The 18,192-nt window shown below is 44.5% G+C and carries 20 protein-coding genes and 4 tRNA genes; 20 read left to right on the top strand and 4 right to left on the bottom strand.

The annotated features are described in order from the left end of the window. Positions 1-24 precede the first annotated feature (24 nt). Entirely contained in the window at positions 25-573 is a 549-nt protein-coding gene (locus ACINWC323_RS08740; RefSeq protein ID WP_004774970.1) for an NUDIX hydrolase, read from the bottom strand. A 129-nt stretch (positions 574-702) separates the two neighbouring features. Between ACINWC323_RS08740 and ACINWC323_RS08745 the strand changes: the two genes are divergently transcribed. The 7 genes from ACINWC323_RS08745 to fghA all read left to right on the top strand — a co-directional run bounded on the left by ACINWC323_RS08745 (position 703) and on the right by fghA (position 6,804). After that, positions 703-1,308 carry a CoA pyrophosphatase gene (locus tag ACINWC323_RS08745; protein ID WP_005228843.1) on the top strand — a complete coding sequence of 202 codons (606 nt, stop codon included), beginning with the start codon at positions 703-705 and terminating at the stop codon, positions 1,306-1,308. Positions 1,309-1,332: 24 nt separating this feature from the next. Then, the gene (locus tag ACINWC323_RS08750; protein WP_162137909.1) at positions 1,333-1,860 is read left to right on the top strand and encodes a gamma carbonic anhydrase family protein; all 528 of its coding nucleotides are present in this window, start codon (positions 1,333-1,335) and stop codon (positions 1,858-1,860) included. A 143-nt stretch (positions 1,861-2,003) separates the two neighbouring features. Continuing rightward, positions 2,004-2,702 carry a tRNA (adenosine(37)-N6)-threonylcarbamoyltransferase complex dimerization subunit type 1 TsaB gene (gene tsaB, locus ACINWC323_RS08755; RefSeq protein ID WP_009512284.1) on the top strand — a complete coding sequence of 233 codons (699 nt, stop codon included), beginning with the start codon at positions 2,004-2,006 and terminating at the stop codon, positions 2,700-2,702. A gap of 8 nt (positions 2,703-2,710) precedes the next feature. Further along, positions 2,711-3,532, top strand: a complete 822-nt coding sequence (locus ACINWC323_RS08760; RefSeq protein ID WP_009512322.1) for an undecaprenyl-diphosphate phosphatase — start codon at positions 2,711-2,713, stop codon at positions 3,530-3,532. Beyond that, positions 3,532-4,335: a class I SAM-dependent methyltransferase gene (locus tag ACINWC323_RS08765; RefSeq protein ID WP_009512324.1), complete on the top strand. Its 804-nt coding sequence runs from the start codon at positions 3,532-3,534 to the stop codon at positions 4,333-4,335. The genes ACINWC323_RS08760 and ACINWC323_RS08765 overlap by 1 nt, the downstream gene beginning before the upstream one ends. Positions 4,336-4,544: 209 nt before the next feature. Beyond that, positions 4,545-5,990 (top strand): C13 family peptidase, encoded by a 1,446-nt coding sequence (locus tag ACINWC323_RS08770; protein WP_005228851.1) that lies wholly within the window; start codon positions 4,545-4,547, stop codon positions 5,988-5,990. Beyond that, positions 5,959-6,804, top strand: coding sequence for an S-formylglutathione hydrolase (gene fghA / locus ACINWC323_RS08775; RefSeq protein WP_009512380.1), 846 nt, complete (start codon positions 5,959-5,961; stop codon positions 6,802-6,804). The genes ACINWC323_RS08770 and fghA overlap by 32 nt, the downstream gene beginning before the upstream one ends. Positions 6,805-6,831: 27 nt before the next feature. On the opposite strand, the gene ACINWC323_RS08780 is transcribed toward fghA, so the two are convergent. Then, positions 6,832-7,107 (bottom strand): DUF2218 domain-containing protein, encoded by a 276-nt coding sequence (locus ACINWC323_RS08780; protein ID WP_005283533.1) that lies wholly within the window; start codon positions 7,105-7,107, stop codon positions 6,832-6,834. A 183-nt stretch (positions 7,108-7,290) separates the two neighbouring features. On the opposite strand from ACINWC323_RS08780, the gene rpe reads away from it, so the two are divergent. From rpe to ACINWC323_RS08840, 13 genes are all read left to right on the top strand, one after another. Further along, positions 7,291-7,977 carry a ribulose-phosphate 3-epimerase gene (gene rpe / locus ACINWC323_RS08785; protein WP_009512288.1) on the top strand — a complete coding sequence of 229 codons (687 nt, stop codon included), beginning with the start codon at positions 7,291-7,293 and terminating at the stop codon, positions 7,975-7,977. Between the two features lie 368 nt (positions 7,978-8,345). After that, entirely contained in the window at positions 8,346-8,762 is a 417-nt protein-coding gene (locus ACINWC323_RS08790) for a hypothetical protein (protein WP_032881517.1), read from the top strand. Between the two features lie 75 nt (positions 8,763-8,837). Beyond that, positions 8,838-10,793: a copper resistance system multicopper oxidase gene (locus ACINWC323_RS08795; RefSeq protein WP_009512271.1), complete on the top strand. Its 1,956-nt coding sequence runs from the start codon at positions 8,838-8,840 to the stop codon at positions 10,791-10,793. Then, a complete protein-coding gene (locus ACINWC323_RS08800) occupies positions 10,780-11,685 on the top strand; it encodes a copper resistance protein B (RefSeq protein ID WP_032881515.1) in 906 nt (301 codons plus the stop codon). Before ACINWC323_RS08795 ends, ACINWC323_RS08800 begins: the two co-directional genes overlap by 14 nt. An 82-nt stretch (positions 11,686-11,767) precedes the next feature. Then, the gene (locus ACINWC323_RS0119070; RefSeq protein WP_032881513.1) at positions 11,768-12,259 is read left to right on the top strand and encodes a hypothetical protein; all 492 of its coding nucleotides are present in this window, start codon (positions 11,768-11,770) and stop codon (positions 12,257-12,259) included. Between the two features lie 160 nt (positions 12,260-12,419). Beyond that, on the top strand, positions 12,420-12,737 hold the full coding sequence (locus ACINWC323_RS08805; protein ID WP_005228866.1) for a DMT family transporter: 318 nt from the start codon (positions 12,420-12,422) through the stop codon (positions 12,735-12,737). 18 nt (positions 12,738-12,755) lie between these two features. Further along, positions 12,756-13,244 (top strand): methylated-DNA--[protein]-cysteine S-methyltransferase, encoded by a 489-nt coding sequence (locus ACINWC323_RS08810; protein ID WP_009512401.1) that lies wholly within the window; start codon positions 12,756-12,758, stop codon positions 13,242-13,244. Between the two features lie 349 nt (positions 13,245-13,593). Next, complete coding sequence (argJ, locus tag ACINWC323_RS08815; RefSeq protein WP_032881511.1) at positions 13,594-14,814, top strand: bifunctional glutamate N-acetyltransferase/amino-acid acetyltransferase ArgJ; 1,221 nt, start codon at positions 13,594-13,596, stop codon at positions 14,812-14,814. Positions 14,815-14,957: 143 nt separating this feature from the next. Beyond that, on the top strand, positions 14,958-16,022 hold the full coding sequence (gene nadA / locus ACINWC323_RS08820; RefSeq protein WP_009512426.1) for a quinolinate synthase NadA: 1,065 nt from the start codon (positions 14,958-14,960) through the stop codon (positions 16,020-16,022). A 140-nt stretch (positions 16,023-16,162) separates the two neighbouring features. Then, positions 16,163-16,239, top strand: a tRNA-Pro gene (locus ACINWC323_RS08825). Positions 16,240-16,309: 70 nt separating this feature from the next. Beyond that, positions 16,310-16,386: transfer RNA gene (locus ACINWC323_RS08830), tRNA-Arg, on the top strand. A 35-nt stretch (positions 16,387-16,421) separates the two neighbouring features. Beyond that, positions 16,422-16,497: transfer RNA gene (locus ACINWC323_RS08835), tRNA-His, on the top strand. Positions 16,498-16,501: 4 nt separating this feature from the next. After that, positions 16,502-16,578: transfer RNA gene (locus ACINWC323_RS08840), tRNA-Pro, on the top strand. A gap of 826 nt (positions 16,579-17,404) precedes the next feature. Here the strand turns inward: ACINWC323_RS08840 and ACINWC323_RS08845 are convergent. Continuing rightward, on the bottom strand, positions 17,405-17,818 hold the full coding sequence (locus ACINWC323_RS08845; RefSeq protein ID WP_009512310.1) for a type II toxin-antitoxin system HicB family antitoxin: 414 nt from the start codon (positions 17,816-17,818) through the stop codon (positions 17,405-17,407). Between the two features lie 61 nt (positions 17,819-17,879). Continuing rightward, on the bottom strand, positions 17,880-18,059 hold the full coding sequence (locus ACINWC323_RS0119065; protein ID WP_032881509.1) for a type II toxin-antitoxin system HicA family toxin: 180 nt from the start codon (positions 18,057-18,059) through the stop codon (positions 17,880-17,882). Positions 18,060-18,192: the final 133 nt, after the last annotated feature.

Here is an 18,192-nt window from a genome sequence, read left to right as displayed (position 1 = left end):
CCGCGGCAATGCGGTCTTTTTTATTTAGCCGGTATGGTCCAGGCGTGTGCCGAGTGTTTCTAAATGTGGAGGGAATTGTCCACTTTTACGATCAGCAAAATAATGTCTGAGTGTTTGTTCTACACTTGGGAAAGCCAGTTCTTTCCATGGAATTTCATGTTCTTCGAATAAGCGGCATTCGATACTTTCTTCACCGGCACCGAACTGTCCTTGTTTTAACAGAGCTTTAAACAGGACATAAATCTGTCCAATACGCGGAATATTGTACATACAATACAATTGTTCGATTTCAACTTCGGCTTCAGCTTCTTCTCGGGTTTCGCGTGCTGCCCCCTGTTCCATGGTTTCAAATAATTCCATGTAGCCTGCAGGTAAGGTCCAGAGACCATAGCGGGGTTCAATGGCGCGGCGGCACAGTAAAACTTTATCATCCCATAAGGCTAATGCACCACAAATCACTTTGGGATTTTCATAATGAATGTTGCCGCAATGTGTGCAGACCAATCGTGATTTATGATCACCCAGTGGAATTTTTGCTTCAGTTTGATGTCCACACGCAACGCAAAAGCTCATAATTATCATCAGCCGTAGAGATAACTCAGCATAACCGAATTTTGATGACTTCGCATCATGATCTATGATTGCAGCTAAAAATTCGGCTATGATGCTGATTAAGGAAAATGAGAACAAGAGATAATTGAGATGGAAGAACCATCGTTAATCGCGCTTTTACAACAACGGTTACGTTTTTCCAAACGAATCCAGCAGGCGGATGCTGCTGTATTGATTGCGATTACCCAGGAAAGTCAGCCTAAAGTCTTGCTCACCCGTCGTTCGATGCAGTTGTCGCAACATGCAGGGGAGGTTTCCTTTCCAGGAGGGAAACGTGATCCAAGCGATACCAGTAATATTGTGGTGGCGCTCCGTGAAGCACAAGAAGAAACTGCACTGAATCCCTTTGATGTAAAGCTCTTGGGTGACTTGCCGATTCAGCGGGCGCGTAGTGGCTTGTCTGTTAAGCCGATTGTCGGGCTGATTCCAGCGCAGGTCGAACTGATTGCCCAGCCGACCGAGATTGACCGGATTTTCTTTGTTCCGCTGCAAGAACTGATTGATGCTCCCCCTTTACCTTATGAAGTGCGTTTAGCCCGACAATCGTTATATTTTCCAAGCATGCAGGTAGACAGTGAAGTGGTCTGGGGGCTGACTGCGCGGATGCTGGTGTCATTATTTCAATATGGGCTAGGTTATCAAAAAAGCTGGCCTTTCCTGGTGAATCCACCTCACTTTGGTATTGCAAAGTTCTAATTTTTTTATGAGTTTTTAATCATGATGTATACCTATCAGGGATTGAGTCCGAAAGCTTTACATGAACCTTGGGATGGCTGGGTTGCACCAACGGCTACTGTCATTGGCCAAGCAGAACTCGGTCGGCAGGTCAGTATCTGGTTTGGCGCCGTGGTGCGTGCCGATAATTGCGTGATACGGATTGGTGATTTCTCCAATATTCAGGAAAATGCAGTTTTACATACCGACGCCGGCATCGAGTTGAATATTGGCGAGTATGTGACGGTCGGGCATAAGGTGATGTTACATGGATGTACGATTGGTGATAATTCATTGATTGGCATGAATGCGGTGATTTTGAATAATGCAGTGATTGGCAAAAACTGTATTATTGGTGCCAATGCCTTGATTCCAGAAGGGAAAATTATTCCAGATAACTCAGTGGTGATGGGCTCACCAGGAAAAGTGGTGAAAACACTGGATGAACAGGGCGCTGCACGTTTGCGTTTAAGTGCCTTGCATTACGCAGAGCATTACAAAAACTTCTTAAATCTGGAACCCTTTACTTTTTAACGCCTATTTAAAAATGAAGTCTTAAGGTAGCTAGATTTATACCTGGCTTTTTATGGAGATAAAAAAGCCAATAACTCGCCTATCGCGTTTGAGTGGAGTATGATACTCGACGTTTTTTATCTGTTTCGGGCTAAGGTTTTTGCATGAAGTTGCTGGCATTGGAATCTGCAAATGAGCAGTGTTCTGTTTCATTGATTGATGATACTCAAGAACTCTACTTTCAGTTGGATGACCGACCGAAAGCACAAACGCAAACCATTTTGCCCTTAATCGAACAAGCTCTATTACAGACACAAAGCCAACTTGCTGATTTGTCGGCAATTACATTTAGCCGGGGCCCGGGTTCATTTAGTGGGGTGCGAATTAATGCCGCTGTTGCACAGGCATTGGCTTGGTCACAGGATTTACCGGTGATTCCAGTTTCCAGCTTACAGGCTCTGGCACAGGCCGCTTATCGTGTTACAGGTTTAGCGCAAGTCACCGCGGTTCTGGATGCGCGTATGCAGGAAGTGTATATCGCGAATTTCAGTCTGGATGAGCAGGGCATAATGCAGGCGCTGGATGAAGAAAAATTAATGAATTACCAGCAAGCAGCTGCGTATTGCAAATTTACGCCGATTGGCTCGGGTTCAGAATTAATTAAGCCAACAGGAATAGACTCTGCTGAGGCTTCCACTGAAAACACCGCATGGGTACAGATTAAGGCAACGGCACAAGACATTGCGACCATTGCCCGTGTATATGCGGCACAGCAAAAATGGGTTGATGCTGAGCAGGCATTGCCCGTGTATTTGCGTGATGATGCGTGGAAAAAAATTCCAGAACAAGGTAAGGCGAATTAAGGTTAATTATGGATCTTTTATTGCTATTTAAAGCAGCAATTATGGGCTTGGTTGAGGGGATTACCGAGTTCCTGCCCATTTCAAGCACAGGACATCTCATTTTATCAGGTCAACTGCTTGATTTCTGGACCATTGAAAAGCGCGATATGTTTGCTGTCGCCGTACAGATTGGTGCAATTGCTGCGGTGATTTATGAGTATTGGGGCAAATTGTGGGGCGCGCTAATTGGTGCGCTCACAGGACAGGAACAGGGCCGCCGTCTAAGCCTGAACCTGATCATTGCCTCTATTCCGATTGTGATTATTGGCCTGACTTTTGGTGATGTGGTTAAAGCCTATTTATTTAATGCCATTACTGTTGCGATTGCCTTGATTGTCGGTGGTTTTATCATTTTATGGGCGGAACGTCGCCCGCATCAGATCGTTACCAAAGAAGTGGATGATCTGAGTTTTAAGCAAGCGACTTTAATTGGTCTGATTCAGTGTCTGGCCTTGATTCCAGGAACTTCACGTTCAGGGTCAACCATTATTGGCTCATTATTCTTGGGTGTATCTCGTAAAGCCGCAGCCGAATTCTCATTCTTCTTGGGAATTCCTGTATTGATGGGCGCTGGCTTGCTGGATATGTACAAGATGCGTCATGACTTGCACAGCAATGACATGCTGGTGTTAGCCGTCGGTATTATCGTTGCTTTTATTTCAGCCTTGGTGGTGATCCGTGCCTTGATTCGCTATGTGTCCAAGCATGACTTCACCGCTTTTGCCTATTATCGTATCGTATTTGGATTGTTTATCCTGGCGACGTGGTGGACAGGTTGGGTGCACTGGTAATGCAGATGCAGTGTTACTATCAAGCGGAATATGAACAGGCATTTCAGCAACTGAAAAGCCGTTTGGCTGAATTGAAGGTTCAGTTGAACGGTCAAGCGGTTGAAAAGATCAATGCCCGTTTTTTACGTTTGAATCCAGAGATGGCTTTGGTCATCGATAGCGATGGGCTTAGTCTGGCTGCCAACGGCATGAAAATGCAGCCGGACTGGCGTGCCGAGATTCCCCGTTTAAAAAGAGCCAGCTTAAAATCAGAGATGATTGCCAGAGCCTGCCAACTGGGGGAAAAGCCAAGCTTGATCGATGCAACTGCAGGTTTGGGGCATGACAGTTTACTGATGGCCTATTTGGGTGCTGAAGTTCGGCTGGTTGAGCGCCATCCAATCCTGTTTGTATTACTGGAATATACCAAAGTACAGGCCGAGCAAGATCCGTTTTTAAAGTCGTTCATGTCGCGTATTCAACTGATCTATGCCGATTCCAACAGCTATTTGCAACAACTGGTCCAGCAAGGTGAGCAGGTCGATGTGGTGTATCTGGATCCGATGTTTCCACAACGGGATCAGAACCAGCAAGCAGTAAAAAAACAGGCTCAGGTCAAGAAGCAAATGCAGTTGTTACATCTGTTGTTGCCTGAAGATGGGGAAATGGATCTGGGTGATCAACTCTTGCATCTGGCCAGCCAGATTGCCAAACGAGTGATCGTGAAACGCCCCCGACATGCGGTTTATCTGGCAGATCAAAGCCCTGATCACCAATGGCTAGGTGATGCTTGCCGTTTTGATGCATATTTTCCAAAAGGTTAATTCTAAATCAGATTCAAATGATTGTTTGGCTTGCGTCAATGCTCGGTAAAGTTTTGTGATATAGTGTAAAAGCATGATTGCTAAAAAATTCTTGTCGAGCTTACACTACAGTCACGCATTGCGTCTTTTAGGAAAAGTACTGCACATTCAAATATTAGGATGGCATATTTTCAGTTTAGGCTTGAAAAGAGAAACTCCCGAAGAATTTTATGATAGACCTCAAACCGTCCATTAATCTCTGGCATGATTTTAAAAGTAACCAAATTGCTGGAATGTGGTTGTTCCTCGGGTCTCGCCGTTCCTTACAGGTTGTACATCCATCCATTACCCAGCTGATTCTCTGGGGAATTCTCGGCGGCTGTACCAACTCACTGTATAGCTGGCTGGTGGCCGGACAAATGGGGGAATTTAATTCCCAAGGCTTGATCGGCTATGCACTATGGCCTTTTATTGCACTGATCGTGGGTATTTTTCTTTCGCAACGGATGAATCAGCCACGTTTGATGCTGGTGCCTGCCTTATTGTGGCTAGTGCTTGATACCAATATTCTGCTATTACAATGCATTATCCAGTATCTGGGTTCTAACGGTTATCTGAATTTTATTCCTGACAGTATCTATAACGGTTTCTTGCCACCGCTGTTTGTTGGACTATTTGTCTGGCAAAGTCTGGCCGTGATCTGGGTGTTTTCACGTGCTCTCAACTGGCCGTGGTGGGAACGTGCACTGGTCTTTGTGGCAACCATTGCAACCATGGTGGTATGGCAGCTTTCCGTGAAGGATCAGCCGATCTGGAAAGTGGAGCAGACCCCGCCAAGTTTTGCCGAAGACGCCTTTTATGCGCAAAGCCATTTGCTGGATAAGGCACTGGATCAGATTCAGTATGGCGATATTGCCCAAAGCCACTGGTATTTTATGGGTGTGGCGGGTGATAGCTATGTGGATGTATTCAAGTCGGAAATTGAACGCATCAGAGAACAGTTCGATACCCGTTTTGGCACCTTTGGCCGTTCCATTATGCTCATCAATAACCCGGCGACCCGTCTGGAAGTGCCAATCGCATCGAAAACCAGCATGGAACTGGCGTTACGCCGTATTGGTCAGCAAATGAATCGTGATAGCGATGTCTTGTTTCTGTATATGACATCGCATGGTGAGCGGAATCATTTTGAAATTGAAAATGCACCGCTGAATCTGGATCAGGTTGATCCAAAATGGTTAAGAGAAACGCTGGATAAATCTGGGATTCGCTGGCGTGTGATTGTGATCTCAGCCTGTTATTCGGGCAGTTTTATTCCGGCTTTACAATCACCGGATACTTTAATCATTACTGCTTCTGCGGCAGATAAAACTTCTTTTGGCTGTAATAACGAAGCAGACTATACTTATTTTGGTCGGGCGTTTTTTGATCTGGCGATGCGCGAACAATCTTCAATGAAGAAAGCCTTTGAGCAGGCCAAACAGACCGTGACCAAGTGGGAAGTGGCACAAGGTGTTGAACCCTCTGAACCGCAATGGTCGATGGGCCGTAATATGGAACTGATGCTGCCACAGCTTGAACCGTATCTGTTCCCGACACAAAATATTGCATCAACAGACATTACAAAAACACAGGATGATGAACATGCAGCTACTGCAAAAAAACCGTTGTTTTGAGGGTGAGCAACGTATTTATCAACTTGATTCTCAACACCTTAAAGGCAGCACTAAAGTCGGTGTCTATTTGCCACCCGCTGCATTGGAAGGCAAAGCATGTTCAGCCCTGTTTTATCTTGCAGGCTTAACCTGTACCGAAGATACCTTTGCAATTAAAGCGCATGCACAACGCATGGCGGCCCGACTCAGCCTGATTTTAATTACACCTGATACTTCTCCGCGTGGGGATGATGTTGCACAAGGTGATCATTGGGATATTGGGCAAGGGGCTGGCTTTTATATTAATGCCACCCAACAGCCTTGGGCTGAGCATTATCAAATGGAGTCTTATCTGGTTGATGAGCTTTATGCACATGTTTTACAAGAATTCCCGGTCGCTGAAAATCAGGTCGGAATTTTTGGTCATTCCATGGGCGGACATGGTGCATTGACCTTAGCCTTTAAATATCCGGATCAATTCAAATCGGTGTCGGCTTTTGCCCCAATCTGCGCACCCAGTATTTGCCCGTGGGGCGAAAAGGCATTTGGCCAATATTTGGGATCGGATCAGCAGCAATGGGCGGCCCATGATGCGACCGCGCTGGTACAGCAAAAAGGTGGGTTATTTGAAGAAATCCTGATTGATCAGGGACTGGATGATCAGTTCTTTGCTCAGTTGAACCCCGAGAAATTCAAACAGGCCTGTCTGGAAGCTAAGCAACCGCTCACTTTACGTCTACACAAAGGCTATGATCACGGCTATTACTTTATTCAAAGTTTTATTGATGATCATCTCCAGTTTCACGCCATTCAGCTTGAAAAAGTAGCGGGATAAAAAAAGAAGCTCATGTTGAGCTTCTTGTTAATTGTGCTGCCATTCAGCCACAAACTCCTGCTGCGCCATACGGTTTAAGTGATTGATCACCACCTGTTCGAGATGTGCGACATCTTCTTGCTGGTTTTCGATCAGTACCGCCAAATGCTGTTCATGCGGTGTGAGGGTAACGGTTGCAGTAGGCATAAAGATTTTTGTCTCTGTTTCCGTTTCTGCAACTTCAAACTTATGCTTCCAGTGATTAAGCAAACGTTTACTGATGCGTTTTCCTTCAGTCGTCGTGATGTTGGTGCTGCTATTCATATTGCTTTTCGTCCTCTTATTTCATTGACTAACATAACAAAGCATAAAGCAGATAAAAATAGTTAAGATGCAACGCGTTGTTGCAAGTTTGCAATGCTTGAATAATGACTTTGTAACAGCCCTAAGTGGGCTGAATTTGTTATAATCGCCTTATCATTTTTCTCAGAGTTTGCCAGGTCATCCATGTCCAAGCCTTATTTGATTGCTCCTTCGATTTTATCTGCTGATTTTGCGCGTTTAGGTGAAGAGGTGGAAAAAGTTCTAGCTGCAGGTGCAGACGTTGTACATTTTGATGTGATGGATAACCACTATGTACCCAACCTGACGTTTGGTGCAGGTGTGTGTAAAGCACTGAAAAACTACGGGATTAAAGCACCCATTGATGTGCATCTGATGGTTTCGCCTGTGGATCGCATGATTGGTGATTTTATTGAAGCGGGTGCAGAAATCATTACTTTCCATCCGGAAGCAACCGATCACATTGACCGTTCTTTGCAACTGATCAAGGCGGGTGGTGCAAAAGCGGGCTTAGTCTTTAACCCGGCGACACCCTTACATTACCTTGATTATGTGCTGGATAAAGTCGACCAGATTTTATTGATGAGCGTAAACCCAGGCTTTGGCGGACAGAAATTCATCCCGATGACTTTGGATAAATTACGTCAGGCGCGTCAGATTATTGATGCCAGTGGTCGTGATATTCGTCTGGAAGTCGATGGTGGTGTGGGTCCTGCCAATATCCGTGAGATTGCCGAGGCGGGTGCGGATATGTTCGTTGCGGGTTCAGCAATTTTTGGTCAGCCTGACTATAAAGCCGTGATTGACCGAATGCGTGCAGAGCTGGCTCAAGTTGGCGCAACAGAAGTTTAGTATTTTCATCCTATTTTCTACCTAGTCTTGTGGATAACTTTGTTTATAACTGGGTGGATAACCGTGTTGATAACCAAGTGGATAAGATGTTGTTAAAATAAACAAAATGATTTCAGTTGTTTATATTGGCAGCAAAATAATGGAAAAAGGACAAGTTTTTGTCCTTTTTTTATGCGCTAACTTATTTATTTTGCACTATTTTTGCGCAGTGAGTGAAAGTGGTTGGAGTGACCAATAAAACAGCAAAAGCATAATACTTTTGAATGGTGGGATAAGAATTTAAACAGTCAGGTCATTGTGCATAAAGTCGAAAGAAATTATGCTAAGCACATTCAATCACCTGAATTGATGGAAACAAGGAACCTGAAGTGCAATTTCGCAAGCAATACAGACATCTGTGGTTTGTATTCCTGATGATCTTTTTCATTGGGGGCAGCAGTGCGGCCGTTGCAGCAGTTCAAGAGGTTCATGCTCATCATTCATCTACGGTTTCAAGCTTATCCTGTCATGATCAGCAAATGATGCAACATCATGCTGCACAAAGCTTACATGCAGATCGCATGAGTCCCGGTCAATGTCATGACGGGCAAATGCAGGACCATCTGCATTGTCAGGATTGTAATAGTACCTCGCATTGTCAAAGCATCAATTTCGCTTTAGACCACAATACCCCAAGCCTTTCTGCTTCGCCATTTTTAGAGCTGAGTACGCATATCCATACGGATTATCAGGCACGTCATCTGGCAGGCTATTGGCAAGAGATTTTACGCCCACCTAGAACCTGATCTGTCTTTGCAGGCTCTTGCTCTTTCTGAAAAGGGAGCTGAGCATTTTTAAAGTTAACAGATTAGGAAATCATCATGTCCTCAAAAATATATGCTGGTGTTGTCGCTAGCCTAAGCGTATTGTTCGCACCTTATAGTGTGGCTGCAATCAAGGAATATCATCTCAATATTAATCAGGGTACTGTCAATGTGACCGGTAAACCGGTGCAACGTATCACCGTAAATGGCAAATTTATTGCCCCATTACTTGAGTTTGAGGAGGGGGATGAAGCTGTCATTCATGTTCATAACCAGCTCAAAGATCAAGATACCTCTTTACATTGGCATGGCCTGCTTTTACCCGGACTCATGGATGGTGTACCAGGCTTTAACGGTTTCAAAGGTATTAAGCCGAATGGCAGTTTTGAGTACCGTTTTAAGGTTCGCCAAAATGGCACTTACTGGTATCACGCGCATAGCAAGGGGCAGGAACAGGATGGTTTATATGGTCCTTTGGTGATTTATCCCAAAGGAAAACAGCCTGTCGCGGCCCATGAACAAGCGGAGCGTGATTATGTGGTGATGTTGTCTGATTTCCATGACACCGAAAGCGACAAGATCATGGCAAATCTGAAGAAATCAGCCGAGTATTATCAGAACCAGCGTGAAACAGTCGGTGACATCTGGAAACAGTTCAAGCAACAAGGGTTGAAAGCAACCTGGCAAGATCGTTCGATGTGGAACCAGATGCGCATGCTAAAAACGGACTTGTCCGATGTTACGGGTTATACCTTTCTAGTGAATGGTCAGACCCCGCAACAAAACTGGACCGGTGCTTTTAAGGCGGGAGAAAAGGTCCGTTTACGGTTTATCAATGCATCGGCGATGTCATTTTTTGATGTACGTATTCCTAACCTGAAAATGACCGTGGTCAGTGCCGATGGTCAGCCAGTAAAACCTGTTCCTGTAGATGAGTTCCGTATTGGCACCGCAGAAACTTATGATGTGCTGGTCGAGCCAAAACAGGCACATTATCAAATTGAAGCAGAGTCGATCGATCGTTCTGGTTTTGCCATCGGCTCATTGCAGAATGAAATGCTGACCCGTCCGACCAGTGTCCAGATTCCAAAAGCACGTCCGCGTGCCTTATTGACCATGGAAGACATGGGCATGGATCATGGCTCGCATGGTCAAATGAAAATGGGCGAAATGAACCATAGTCAGCACCAGATGCCACAGCAACAGCTGAACGCTGCAACATCCTCACAACCTGCCATGGATCATAGTGCACATGCTGAAATGAATATGAGCAAGATGGATCATAGCCAGCATCAGATTGCTCAGGACAAACAGGCTGATGCTCCTAAACAACATGTCGGTATGGATCATGGTTCACAAGAAAATATGGACATGTCGCAAATGGATCATAGTGCCCATGCACAGATGAGCATGAAAGAGATGGAGCATGGTCAGCATCAAATGGCAGACTCTTCTGCACAAGAAGGCAGGGATACTGTGCAGGGCTGGGCCAATGCGGCAACCCCAGCAGGTCAGAAAGCCTTAGCGTATGCCGATCTACAATCTTTGCAACCCCAGCCAGAAAAGTATCGCCGTCCAGCAGAGCGTGAAGTGGTTATTCATCTGGGTGGAACCATGGAGCGTTATATCTGGACCATTGATGGCAAGAAGTTTAGTGATCCTGACTTTAAGCCTTTAACGGTGCGTTATGGTGAGCGTATCCGCCTGAAATTCGTCAATGACAGCATGATGGCGCATCCGATGCATTTACATGGCATGTTTATGCAACTGGAAAATGGGCAGGCACCGCAAGATATGCCGAATAAACATACCGTGATTGTGCCGCCTGGCAAGACAGTAACAGCTTTGTTGACTGCGGATGAATTAGGGGAGTGGGCAATCCATTGTCACCTGTTATATCACATGAGTGCAGGCATGATGAGCAAGCTGATTGTTGCCAATGTAGACGATTCAAAAATGCCAGTTCAAGCCCCTGTTCAATCATCTCAAGGAGCGAGCCATGCACATCACTAAGCAAGTTTGCAAAATGAAGCGATATACACAATTGTTGGCAATCGGAGGCATGGTTTCTTCGTTCAGTGCATTTGCCTATGCGCATGAAGGACATGATCAGATGATGCAAATGGAGATGCCCGCACAGCAGAATATGCCAGTGGCTGCTGCATCTCCAATGGATCATTCACAGCACCAACACCAGCCAACAGTTCAGCAAGGACCTGAAACAGAACATGGACAGCACGACCATACGCGTGAACATGGTGGGCAAATCTATCAATCGACTCAGTTAGATAGCGCATGGTTGCTGGATGAAGATGGCAAGGGTAGGGTTAAATCTAAGTTAAAAACCTGGGTGGGCAGCGATGAAAATAAACTGTTTATCAACGCCGATTATGCCAAGGCCGAGTCTGAAAAATCGGAGCAACGTATTGCGGCCCTGTATAGCCGTAATATTTCAGATTTTTGGGATGTTCAAGCTGGCGTAAATTATCGTTATAACGCTGAGCATCAAGTCGATAAGGAACAGTTTGAAGGTGTTGTGGGTGTGCACGGCATGGCGCAATATTTCTTTGAAACCGATGCTCATCTGTATGCGGGACAGGATCAGCAATGGCGCTTTGTGCTAGAAACTGAACGTGATTTCTTGCTCACACAAAAGTTGATTATGCAGCCTTATCTGGAAATGGAATGGGTGCTACGAGATCAATCCAAATATGCAGCCAAAACCGGGCTTGCCGATGCGGAAGTCGGGATTAAAACCCGCTATGAAATTGTGAAGAACCGTGTGATGCCGTTTATTGATGTGGCTTATGGCTATAACAAGGGACGCAAGGCGACTGACTGGCAAGAAGCTACGGATTCTAAAACAGGTTGGATCTATGGTGCAGGTCTTACGCTAAAGTTTTGATATTTTGTTTAAAATGTCATTTTTTCGGGATACTGTTGGTTTATACTAACAGTATCTTTTTTGAGTCATTCATGGTGCATAAATGGCTTTCGAACAACAACACAATCCAATAACAGATAAAAATACTCACGCTACTCCGTCGGGCGAAAAGCCTCAGCACGTCTCTACTTCTCAATCTGAACGCATTCTCTCTGAGGGTAGCATGTATGTCAGTTTTTATCATATTCCGGCAATGTGCAGCGCTGCACATGAACAGCGGGTAAGACAGGCCCTCATTCCTTTTTCAGCACTGTTACTTGAACACTGTATTGATGTAGATGCCCGACATCTGGCGCTTTATCATCAAGACCCGATTGAGACTGTCACTGTGGCTTTACAGCGCCTCAATCTAGGGGCTGAGCTACAGCAAACCATGCCACATTATGAGCCTTCAGTGCTTGCAACTGCCAAGAAAAAGACAGCTACTGGTCAATTGAACCCATCAGAAAACAATACGTTAAACCAGCTACAACAGTTCTTGTCCAAGTTTCTTGCACGTTTCGCACAATGGTTAAAAACCTTACGAAAGAAATAGGGGCAGTCACTGTTCATTACTGAAATTTTCAACCGAGTTGAAACATAACAGATCACATCATGGTCTATTTTACAGTACACTGCTGGGCTTAGGAGGACGACCTCTCTCGAAAGAATCACGTTGGGACGACCCAACCCTTGATAAAGTTGAGCGTAATAAAATGGCGTGGGCAATTTTAATTTTGGCAGGTATTTTTGAAGTCATCTGGGCATACTCAATGAAGTTGTCTGAAGGATTTACCAAATTAACGCCAAGTATCGTGACCATCGTTTTCATGGTTTTAAGTGTGGTGTTGCTGTCGATGTCAATGCGCACCCTTCCGCTGGGAACGGCATATACCATCTGGACCGGGATTGGTGCAATTGGATCTTTTATTGTCGGGATCATGGTATTAAACGAACCGATGACCGCGATGCGAATGATTGCAGCAGTCTTGATCGTATCGGGTTTGATGTTGATGAAACTGTCATCAAATTAACCACTTAAGGAGAACATGATGCAACTGGTTTATATGTATATGGATTCGCCTGTAGGTGCATTAAAACTGGTTGCACATGATCAGGCACTGGTTGCGGTGATGTGGGATAACGAAGACCATAAACGGGTTCGTTTAGCCGAGCTGGTTGAAGATCGCCAGCATCCAATGTTGCATAAAGTGAAACAACAATTAGAAGAGTATTTTGCAGGGCAGCGTCAGCAATTTGACCTACCTCTGGATTTTCAGGGAACGGCTTTTCAGCAACAGGTCTGGCAAGCATTATTGAGTATTCCTTATGGGGAAACGCGCAGTTATAAAGAGATTGCAGTACAGCTAGGGAACGAGAAAGCGGTACGTGCGGTGGGCGCTGCCAATGGCAAGAATCCGATTTCGATTATTGCGTCGTGTCATCGGGTGATTGGTTCGAGTGGGGCGTTGGTGGGTTTTGCGGGTGGTTTGGATAAGAAGCAGATTTTACTCAGTTTAGAGCAAAGCCAAATTCCATAATCCGTAGTGTTAATACTCGATTTTTCTGGTTATTTAGCATAAGCTTTTAAGGCAAGGTCTGATATATAAACCTTAGTAGATTTTTGATACGCGGAAACGTCACCCGCAACCTGCGTGGTTTAAAGAAGATGCAGATATTGTATTTATGATTGAAATTAGATAAATGCAAGAAATGAACAGGTTTTGCGGGTGACAAATGGTTTTGCCTACTTTTCCCGAAAGAAAAGTAGGTCGAGCCGAAGGCTTACCCAGAAATGGGATGAAAGTTCAATAAGACTCCGATGAGAAAAAAACTCCTAATCAAATATCAAACTAATATCTTTAAAGCTTAATTAATGGAAGTTTAAAAATGGCTGTTGGTGACGTAACTATGCCACTTATGCATGTGGTGCAGGGTGTAAAAATTGGCTCAACTGAGGCGTATGTACGTTATCCAAATCGACGAGATTTAGTCATTTTTGAATTTGCTGAAGGGTCAAAGGTCGCTGGGGTATTTACCCAAAGCGCTTTTGCGGCTGCGCCTGTTCAATTGAGTAAAAAGCATTTAACAGAAAATATCCCACGTTACCTGATTATCAACACGGGTAATGCCAATGCTGCAACAGGAACAGTCGGCTATCAAAATGCAGAAGCGACTTGTGCCAAACTAGCTGAGTTAACCGGTGTACAGACCAACCAAATTTTACCGTTTTCAACCGGTGTGATTGGTGAGCAGCTCCCGATTGAGCGTTTACTACAAGGCATTCAGCCTGCATTAAATGAGTTAAATGCAGATCGTTGGGCTGAAGCGGCATCTGGCATTATGACCACTGACACTACGCCGAAAGGTGCATCCGAACAGTTCGAACTGGATGGGGTGACCTATACCATGACGGGAATCAGTAAAGGTGCAGGTATGATCCGTCCGAATATGGCGACCATGCTCAGCTTCGTTGCAACCGATGCGCCGATTAGCCAAGAACTGGTACAGCGCTTATTGCAAACCACGGTTGAGCATTCCTTTAACCGCATTACCATTGATGGTGATACCTCGACCAATGATTCCTGTATCTTTGTGGCAACCGGTTTGGCAGGTGGTGCAGAAATCCAGAACCAAGACGATGCACGTTATCAACACGTGCTCGATGTGCTTGCCCGTATTATGGATCGTTTGGCGCAATTAATCGTACGTGATGGTGAAGGGGCAACCAAGTTCATTACCGTTCAGGTTGAGGGCGGCGCAAATACGCAAGAATGTTGTGATGTGGCGTATAGCGTTGCCGAGTCACCACTCATTAAAACTGCATTATTTGCGTCAGATCCAAACTGGGGCCGTATTGTGATGGCGATTGGTAAGGCGGGCGTACCAAATCTCGACAGTAGCAAGGTTCAAGTCTGGTTGGGTGACGTGCAAATTTGCCTGGATGGTGGTGCAAACCCGGACTATACCGAAGAAGCAGGTGCTGCGGTGATGGCTGAAAAAGAAATTACCATCCGGATTGATCTCGGTCGTGGTACGGCAAAAGACACGGTTTATACCTGTGACTTTTCTTACGACTATGTGAAAATTAATGCCGATTATCGCTCATAAATTTGCGTTATAATGAAGCCTCCACAGTGGGGCTTTTTTTATAAGCTGGTTTGTGGACAGTGTGATTCTCAACAAATGATCACCCCGACACCCACGTTATAGCTTTGCAATGATGCAAGCACGCAGGATAGAGAAGACGTTTTATGAATGATGCGAATTTAATTGCGAACGAAGCCAAAAATATTGTGCAGGCGCATTTAGATCGTTTGGGCGAGCCAAAGGACAATAGCCTCAGCCCAGAAGTGAAACAAGAAAAGTTCGCTCAAATCGCAGCAGAGCTTAAAAAACGTAATGCTGTGCTTGTGGCGCACTATTACTGTGATCCGGAAGTGCAAGAGCTTGCAGAACTGACGGGTGGCTGTGTTTCTGACTCATTGGAAATGGCGCGTTTTGGTCGCGATCATCCTGCAACGACGCTGGTGGTAGCAGGGGTAAAGTTTATGGGAGAAACTTCCAAAATCTTATCCCCTGAAAAAACGGTATTGATGCCGACACTGGAAGCAACCTGCTCACTGGATCTGGGTTGTCCTGTGGATGAGTTCGCGGCATTCTGTGATCAGCATCCTGATCATACCGTGGTGGTGTATGCCAATACTTCAGCAGCGGTTAAAGCACGTGCGGACTGGGTGGTGACTTCAAGTTGTGCGGTTGAGATCATTGAGCATCTGGACAGTTTGGGTGAAAAAATTATTTGGGCACCAGATCAGCATTTAGGCCGCTATATTCAGAAGAAAACCGGCGCTGACATGTTGTTGTGGGATGGTGCCTGTATCGTGCATGAAGAATTCCGTGCCCGCGGCATTGCTCAAATGAAAGCGCTTTATCCAGAGGCAGCGGTATTGGTGCACCCAGAGTCACCTGAATCGGTGGTCGATATTGCCGATGCCGTGGGAAGTACCTCGCAACTGATCAAAGCTGCCCAGACTTTACCGCATCAGCAAATGATCGTGGCAACCGATCGGGGTATTTTCTATAAAATGCAGCAAGCAGTGCCTGATAAAGAATTATTTGAAGCACCAACTGCAGGTGAGGGGGCAACTTGCCGTTCATGTGCGCATTGTCCGTGGATGGCAATGAATGAACTGGATGGAATTTTGCATGTCTTGCAGCATGCCGATCAAGAAATACACGTTGACCCAGCTTTGGCAGAACGCGCTAAATTACCTTTAGATCGAATGTTGAACTTTAGTGCCTCATTAAAGCGTTAAAAAGCATCAAGATGCTTGTTAAATATACATTTGGTAAGGATTTTTAATATTTTTGAAAAATAGGTGTTGACGTTCCAGAGCGTCGCGCCTAGAATGCACACCGTACCGCACGATGTGCGATACACTAAAAGCTGAGAAATCGGAGCATAGCACAGCCTGGTAGTGCACCTGGTTTGGGACCAGGGGGTCGTAGGTTCGAATCCTACTGCTCCGACCATTTAAAATAATGTTGTAAAACATTATTTTAAGATCGGCGAAGTATCGCTTGATATTATTATCATCGTTATGCGCCTGTAGCTCAGTTGGATAGAGCATCCGCCTTCTAAGCGGATGGTCACAGGTTCGAATCCTGTCAGGCGCGCCATTTGGTCGCTTGGTACATAGAACTAAATTTTGATGGTGGATGTAGCTCAGTTGGTAGAGCCCTGGATTGTGATTCCAGTTGTCGCGGGTTCGAATCCCGTCATTCACCCCAATTTCGGAGCATAGCACAGCCTGGTAGTGCACCTGGTTTGGGACCAGGGGGTCGTAGGTTCGAATCCTACTGCTCCGACCATATTCTTGAAAACAAAGGAATTTCTTTCCTGAGTTAGCTTCCCAAGCAAATCTAATCACACGATCAAAGCCTATTTATTACCCTTTAATAGCATGTGTGAAAGACCATCCCAAGCATCATTTCATTCCCATTTTAATCCCGTAAATTTTTCTTATTTCGTTTAAAAACCACACGAAATGGCTATATTCTGCCTTTTGAAAAAAGAGCGGGGGTAGCGAAATTTTGAAGTAATAAAGTAATAAATTTATTTTAGTTTAATTAATTCAATAAGATAACAGGTAAGATGAAAGTAATAATTAAGTAAGGTATAAGTAATTTATTACTGTATATATTTGTCATATTTCTATATTTTTATTCTTTTATAAATCAGTATCTTATAAAATATTACTTTTAATATTACAAAAAATTACTCTTATTTGTAATATGTATTTTTCTTACAAAACAGTAACTTATGAAAACTTATTACTTTATTACCTCTGTTGTGCATGTGACCCAGACAAAGAACAAATAAACATTCCTTTTCTTGCTTCTCGCCTTTTTAAATGTTCGCTGTATATCGCTCTGTGCTGCTTTGTACCTTTTGCAGTGAAATGCAGTATCGAAAATATAGCCTAAGCAGTAAAACTCCCTAATAACGGCACGTGTTGCGCCCTGTTGCGTGATTGGCTGGCCTTGCAGTAAACCAGCCACATTTAGTTACCGCAGGTGGGGTGGGGCAACTGCGCGCGGTGATGGCTGGGGGGTATTTAGATGAGAATCACTCTCATTTTCCTGTAGGCAACAAAAAAGCCAGCATTTGCCGGCTTTGATGGTTATAGGTTTCAGTTTAGGCGATTTGGACGTCTAATTCTTTACCCATAGCGTGAAACGCATTTTCAATCGATTCGATCTTTGTTGCATGCTTCAAAGATAATAATCGATCAGCTTGTTTTTGTTGCCAATCGAGACGTCGAGCAAGTTCTGCCTTCGTCACGTTTTGAGCTAACATCTCATTATATAAATAAACCTTTGCTGCGACTAAAATAGGAAGGGCAACTAAATGTTCACCTTCCTCCGGAGCAGATGGTAATGGAATTGGAACCCGATCTTCCATATAAATTATAAAAGCTGTTTCAATTCCGTCCCGCGCTTCTTTTAGTGCATCTTCTAAAGATTCACCCACACTGTTTAACTCTGGTATATCACGAGAGCTAACCAAGAAATTATTGCCCTCTTGGGTAAGCATTAACGCATATTTCATATTCTGTGTACCTCGACTAACAGTTCGAGAAAAGTGTTTATAAACTACATGGATCAAGGGGCTAAAGCCCCAAGTCCTTTTTAATCTTCAAACGAGTGCCTTCTGGTATCTCTTTTTTTCCATGACTTGGGAAAACCGTCTTTTTTCCGTTGTATTCAATAATCATGTGAGAACCCTTACCCTTACGTAAAAATATTACACCTTGAGCTAGAAGCCACCGTTTAAATTCGTTGTAGCTCATAAACTCCAACTTGTTTAAACGATAACGCTATTATACGACATAAATGTCGCATTAACAATAATTATTGCGACAAAATTGTCGTATTAATTTATTTGTACTTTTTCTAATCAATATAAAAAAACCCTCAATGTTG

This window comes from Acinetobacter sp. WC-323 (assembly GCF_000314615.1).
Classification (GTDB): Bacteria; Pseudomonadota; Gammaproteobacteria; order Pseudomonadales; family Moraxellaceae; genus Acinetobacter; species Acinetobacter courvalinii.
Note: the sequence above shows the minus strand (reverse complement) of the source record. Positions and strands in the feature narration are given on the sequence as shown.

What these genes read in the sequence shown, in the direction of transcription:
- argJ (WP_032881511.1), top strand. Translation starts at nt 13,594, where the DNA reads ATGGCTGTTGGTGACGTAACTATGCCACTTATGCATGTGGTGCAGGGT.
- ACINWC323_RS08795 (WP_009512271.1), top strand. Translation starts at nt 8,838, where the DNA reads ATGTCCTCAAAAATATATGCTGGTGTTGTCGCTAGCCTAAGCGTATTG.
- rpe (WP_009512288.1), top strand. Translation starts at nt 7,291, where the DNA reads ATGTCCAAGCCTTATTTGATTGCTCCTTCGATTTTATCTGCTGATTTT.
- tsaB (WP_009512284.1), top strand. Translation starts at nt 2,004, where the DNA reads ATGAAGTTGCTGGCATTGGAATCTGCAAATGAGCAGTGTTCTGTTTCA.
- ACINWC323_RS08760 (WP_009512322.1), top strand. Translation starts at nt 2,711, where the DNA reads ATGGATCTTTTATTGCTATTTAAAGCAGCAATTATGGGCTTGGTTGAG.
- ACINWC323_RS08745 (WP_005228843.1), top strand. Translation starts at nt 703, where the DNA reads ATGGAAGAACCATCGTTAATCGCGCTTTTACAACAACGGTTACGTTTT.
- ACINWC323_RS08810 (WP_009512401.1), top strand. Translation starts at nt 12,756, where the DNA reads ATGCAACTGGTTTATATGTATATGGATTCGCCTGTAGGTGCATTAAAA.
- ACINWC323_RS08805 (WP_005228866.1), top strand. Translation starts at nt 12,420, where the DNA reads ATGGCGTGGGCAATTTTAATTTTGGCAGGTATTTTTGAAGTCATCTGG.
- ACINWC323_RS08780 (WP_005283533.1), bottom strand. Translation starts at nt 7,107, where the DNA reads ATGAATAGCAGCACCAACATCACGACGACTGAAGGAAAACGCATCAGT.
- ACINWC323_RS0119070 (WP_032881513.1), top strand. Translation starts at nt 11,768, where the DNA reads ATGGCTTTCGAACAACAACACAATCCAATAACAGATAAAAATACTCAC.
- ACINWC323_RS08765 (WP_009512324.1), top strand. Translation starts at nt 3,532, where the DNA reads ATGCAGATGCAGTGTTACTATCAAGCGGAATATGAACAGGCATTTCAG.
- fghA (WP_009512380.1), top strand. Translation starts at nt 5,959, where the DNA reads ATGCAGCTACTGCAAAAAAACCGTTGTTTTGAGGGTGAGCAACGTATT.
- ACINWC323_RS08750 (WP_162137909.1), top strand. Translation starts at nt 1,333, where the DNA reads ATGTATACCTATCAGGGATTGAGTCCGAAAGCTTTACATGAACCTTGG.
- ACINWC323_RS08740 (WP_004774970.1), bottom strand. Translation starts at nt 573, where the DNA reads ATGAGCTTTTGCGTTGCGTGTGGACATCAAACTGAAGCAAAAATTCCA.
- ACINWC323_RS08800 (WP_032881515.1), top strand. Translation starts at nt 10,780, where the DNA reads ATGCACATCACTAAGCAAGTTTGCAAAATGAAGCGATATACACAATTG.
- nadA (WP_009512426.1), top strand. Translation starts at nt 14,958, where the DNA reads ATGAATGATGCGAATTTAATTGCGAACGAAGCCAAAAATATTGTGCAG.
- ACINWC323_RS08845 (WP_009512310.1), bottom strand. Translation starts at nt 17,818, where the DNA reads ATGAAATATGCGTTAATGCTTACCCAAGAGGGCAATAATTTCTTGGTT.
- ACINWC323_RS08770 (WP_005228851.1), top strand. Translation starts at nt 4,545, where the DNA reads ATGATAGACCTCAAACCGTCCATTAATCTCTGGCATGATTTTAAAAGT.
- ACINWC323_RS0119065 (WP_032881509.1), bottom strand. Translation starts at nt 18,059, where the DNA reads ATGAGCTACAACGAATTTAAACGGTGGCTTCTAGCTCAAGGTGTAATA.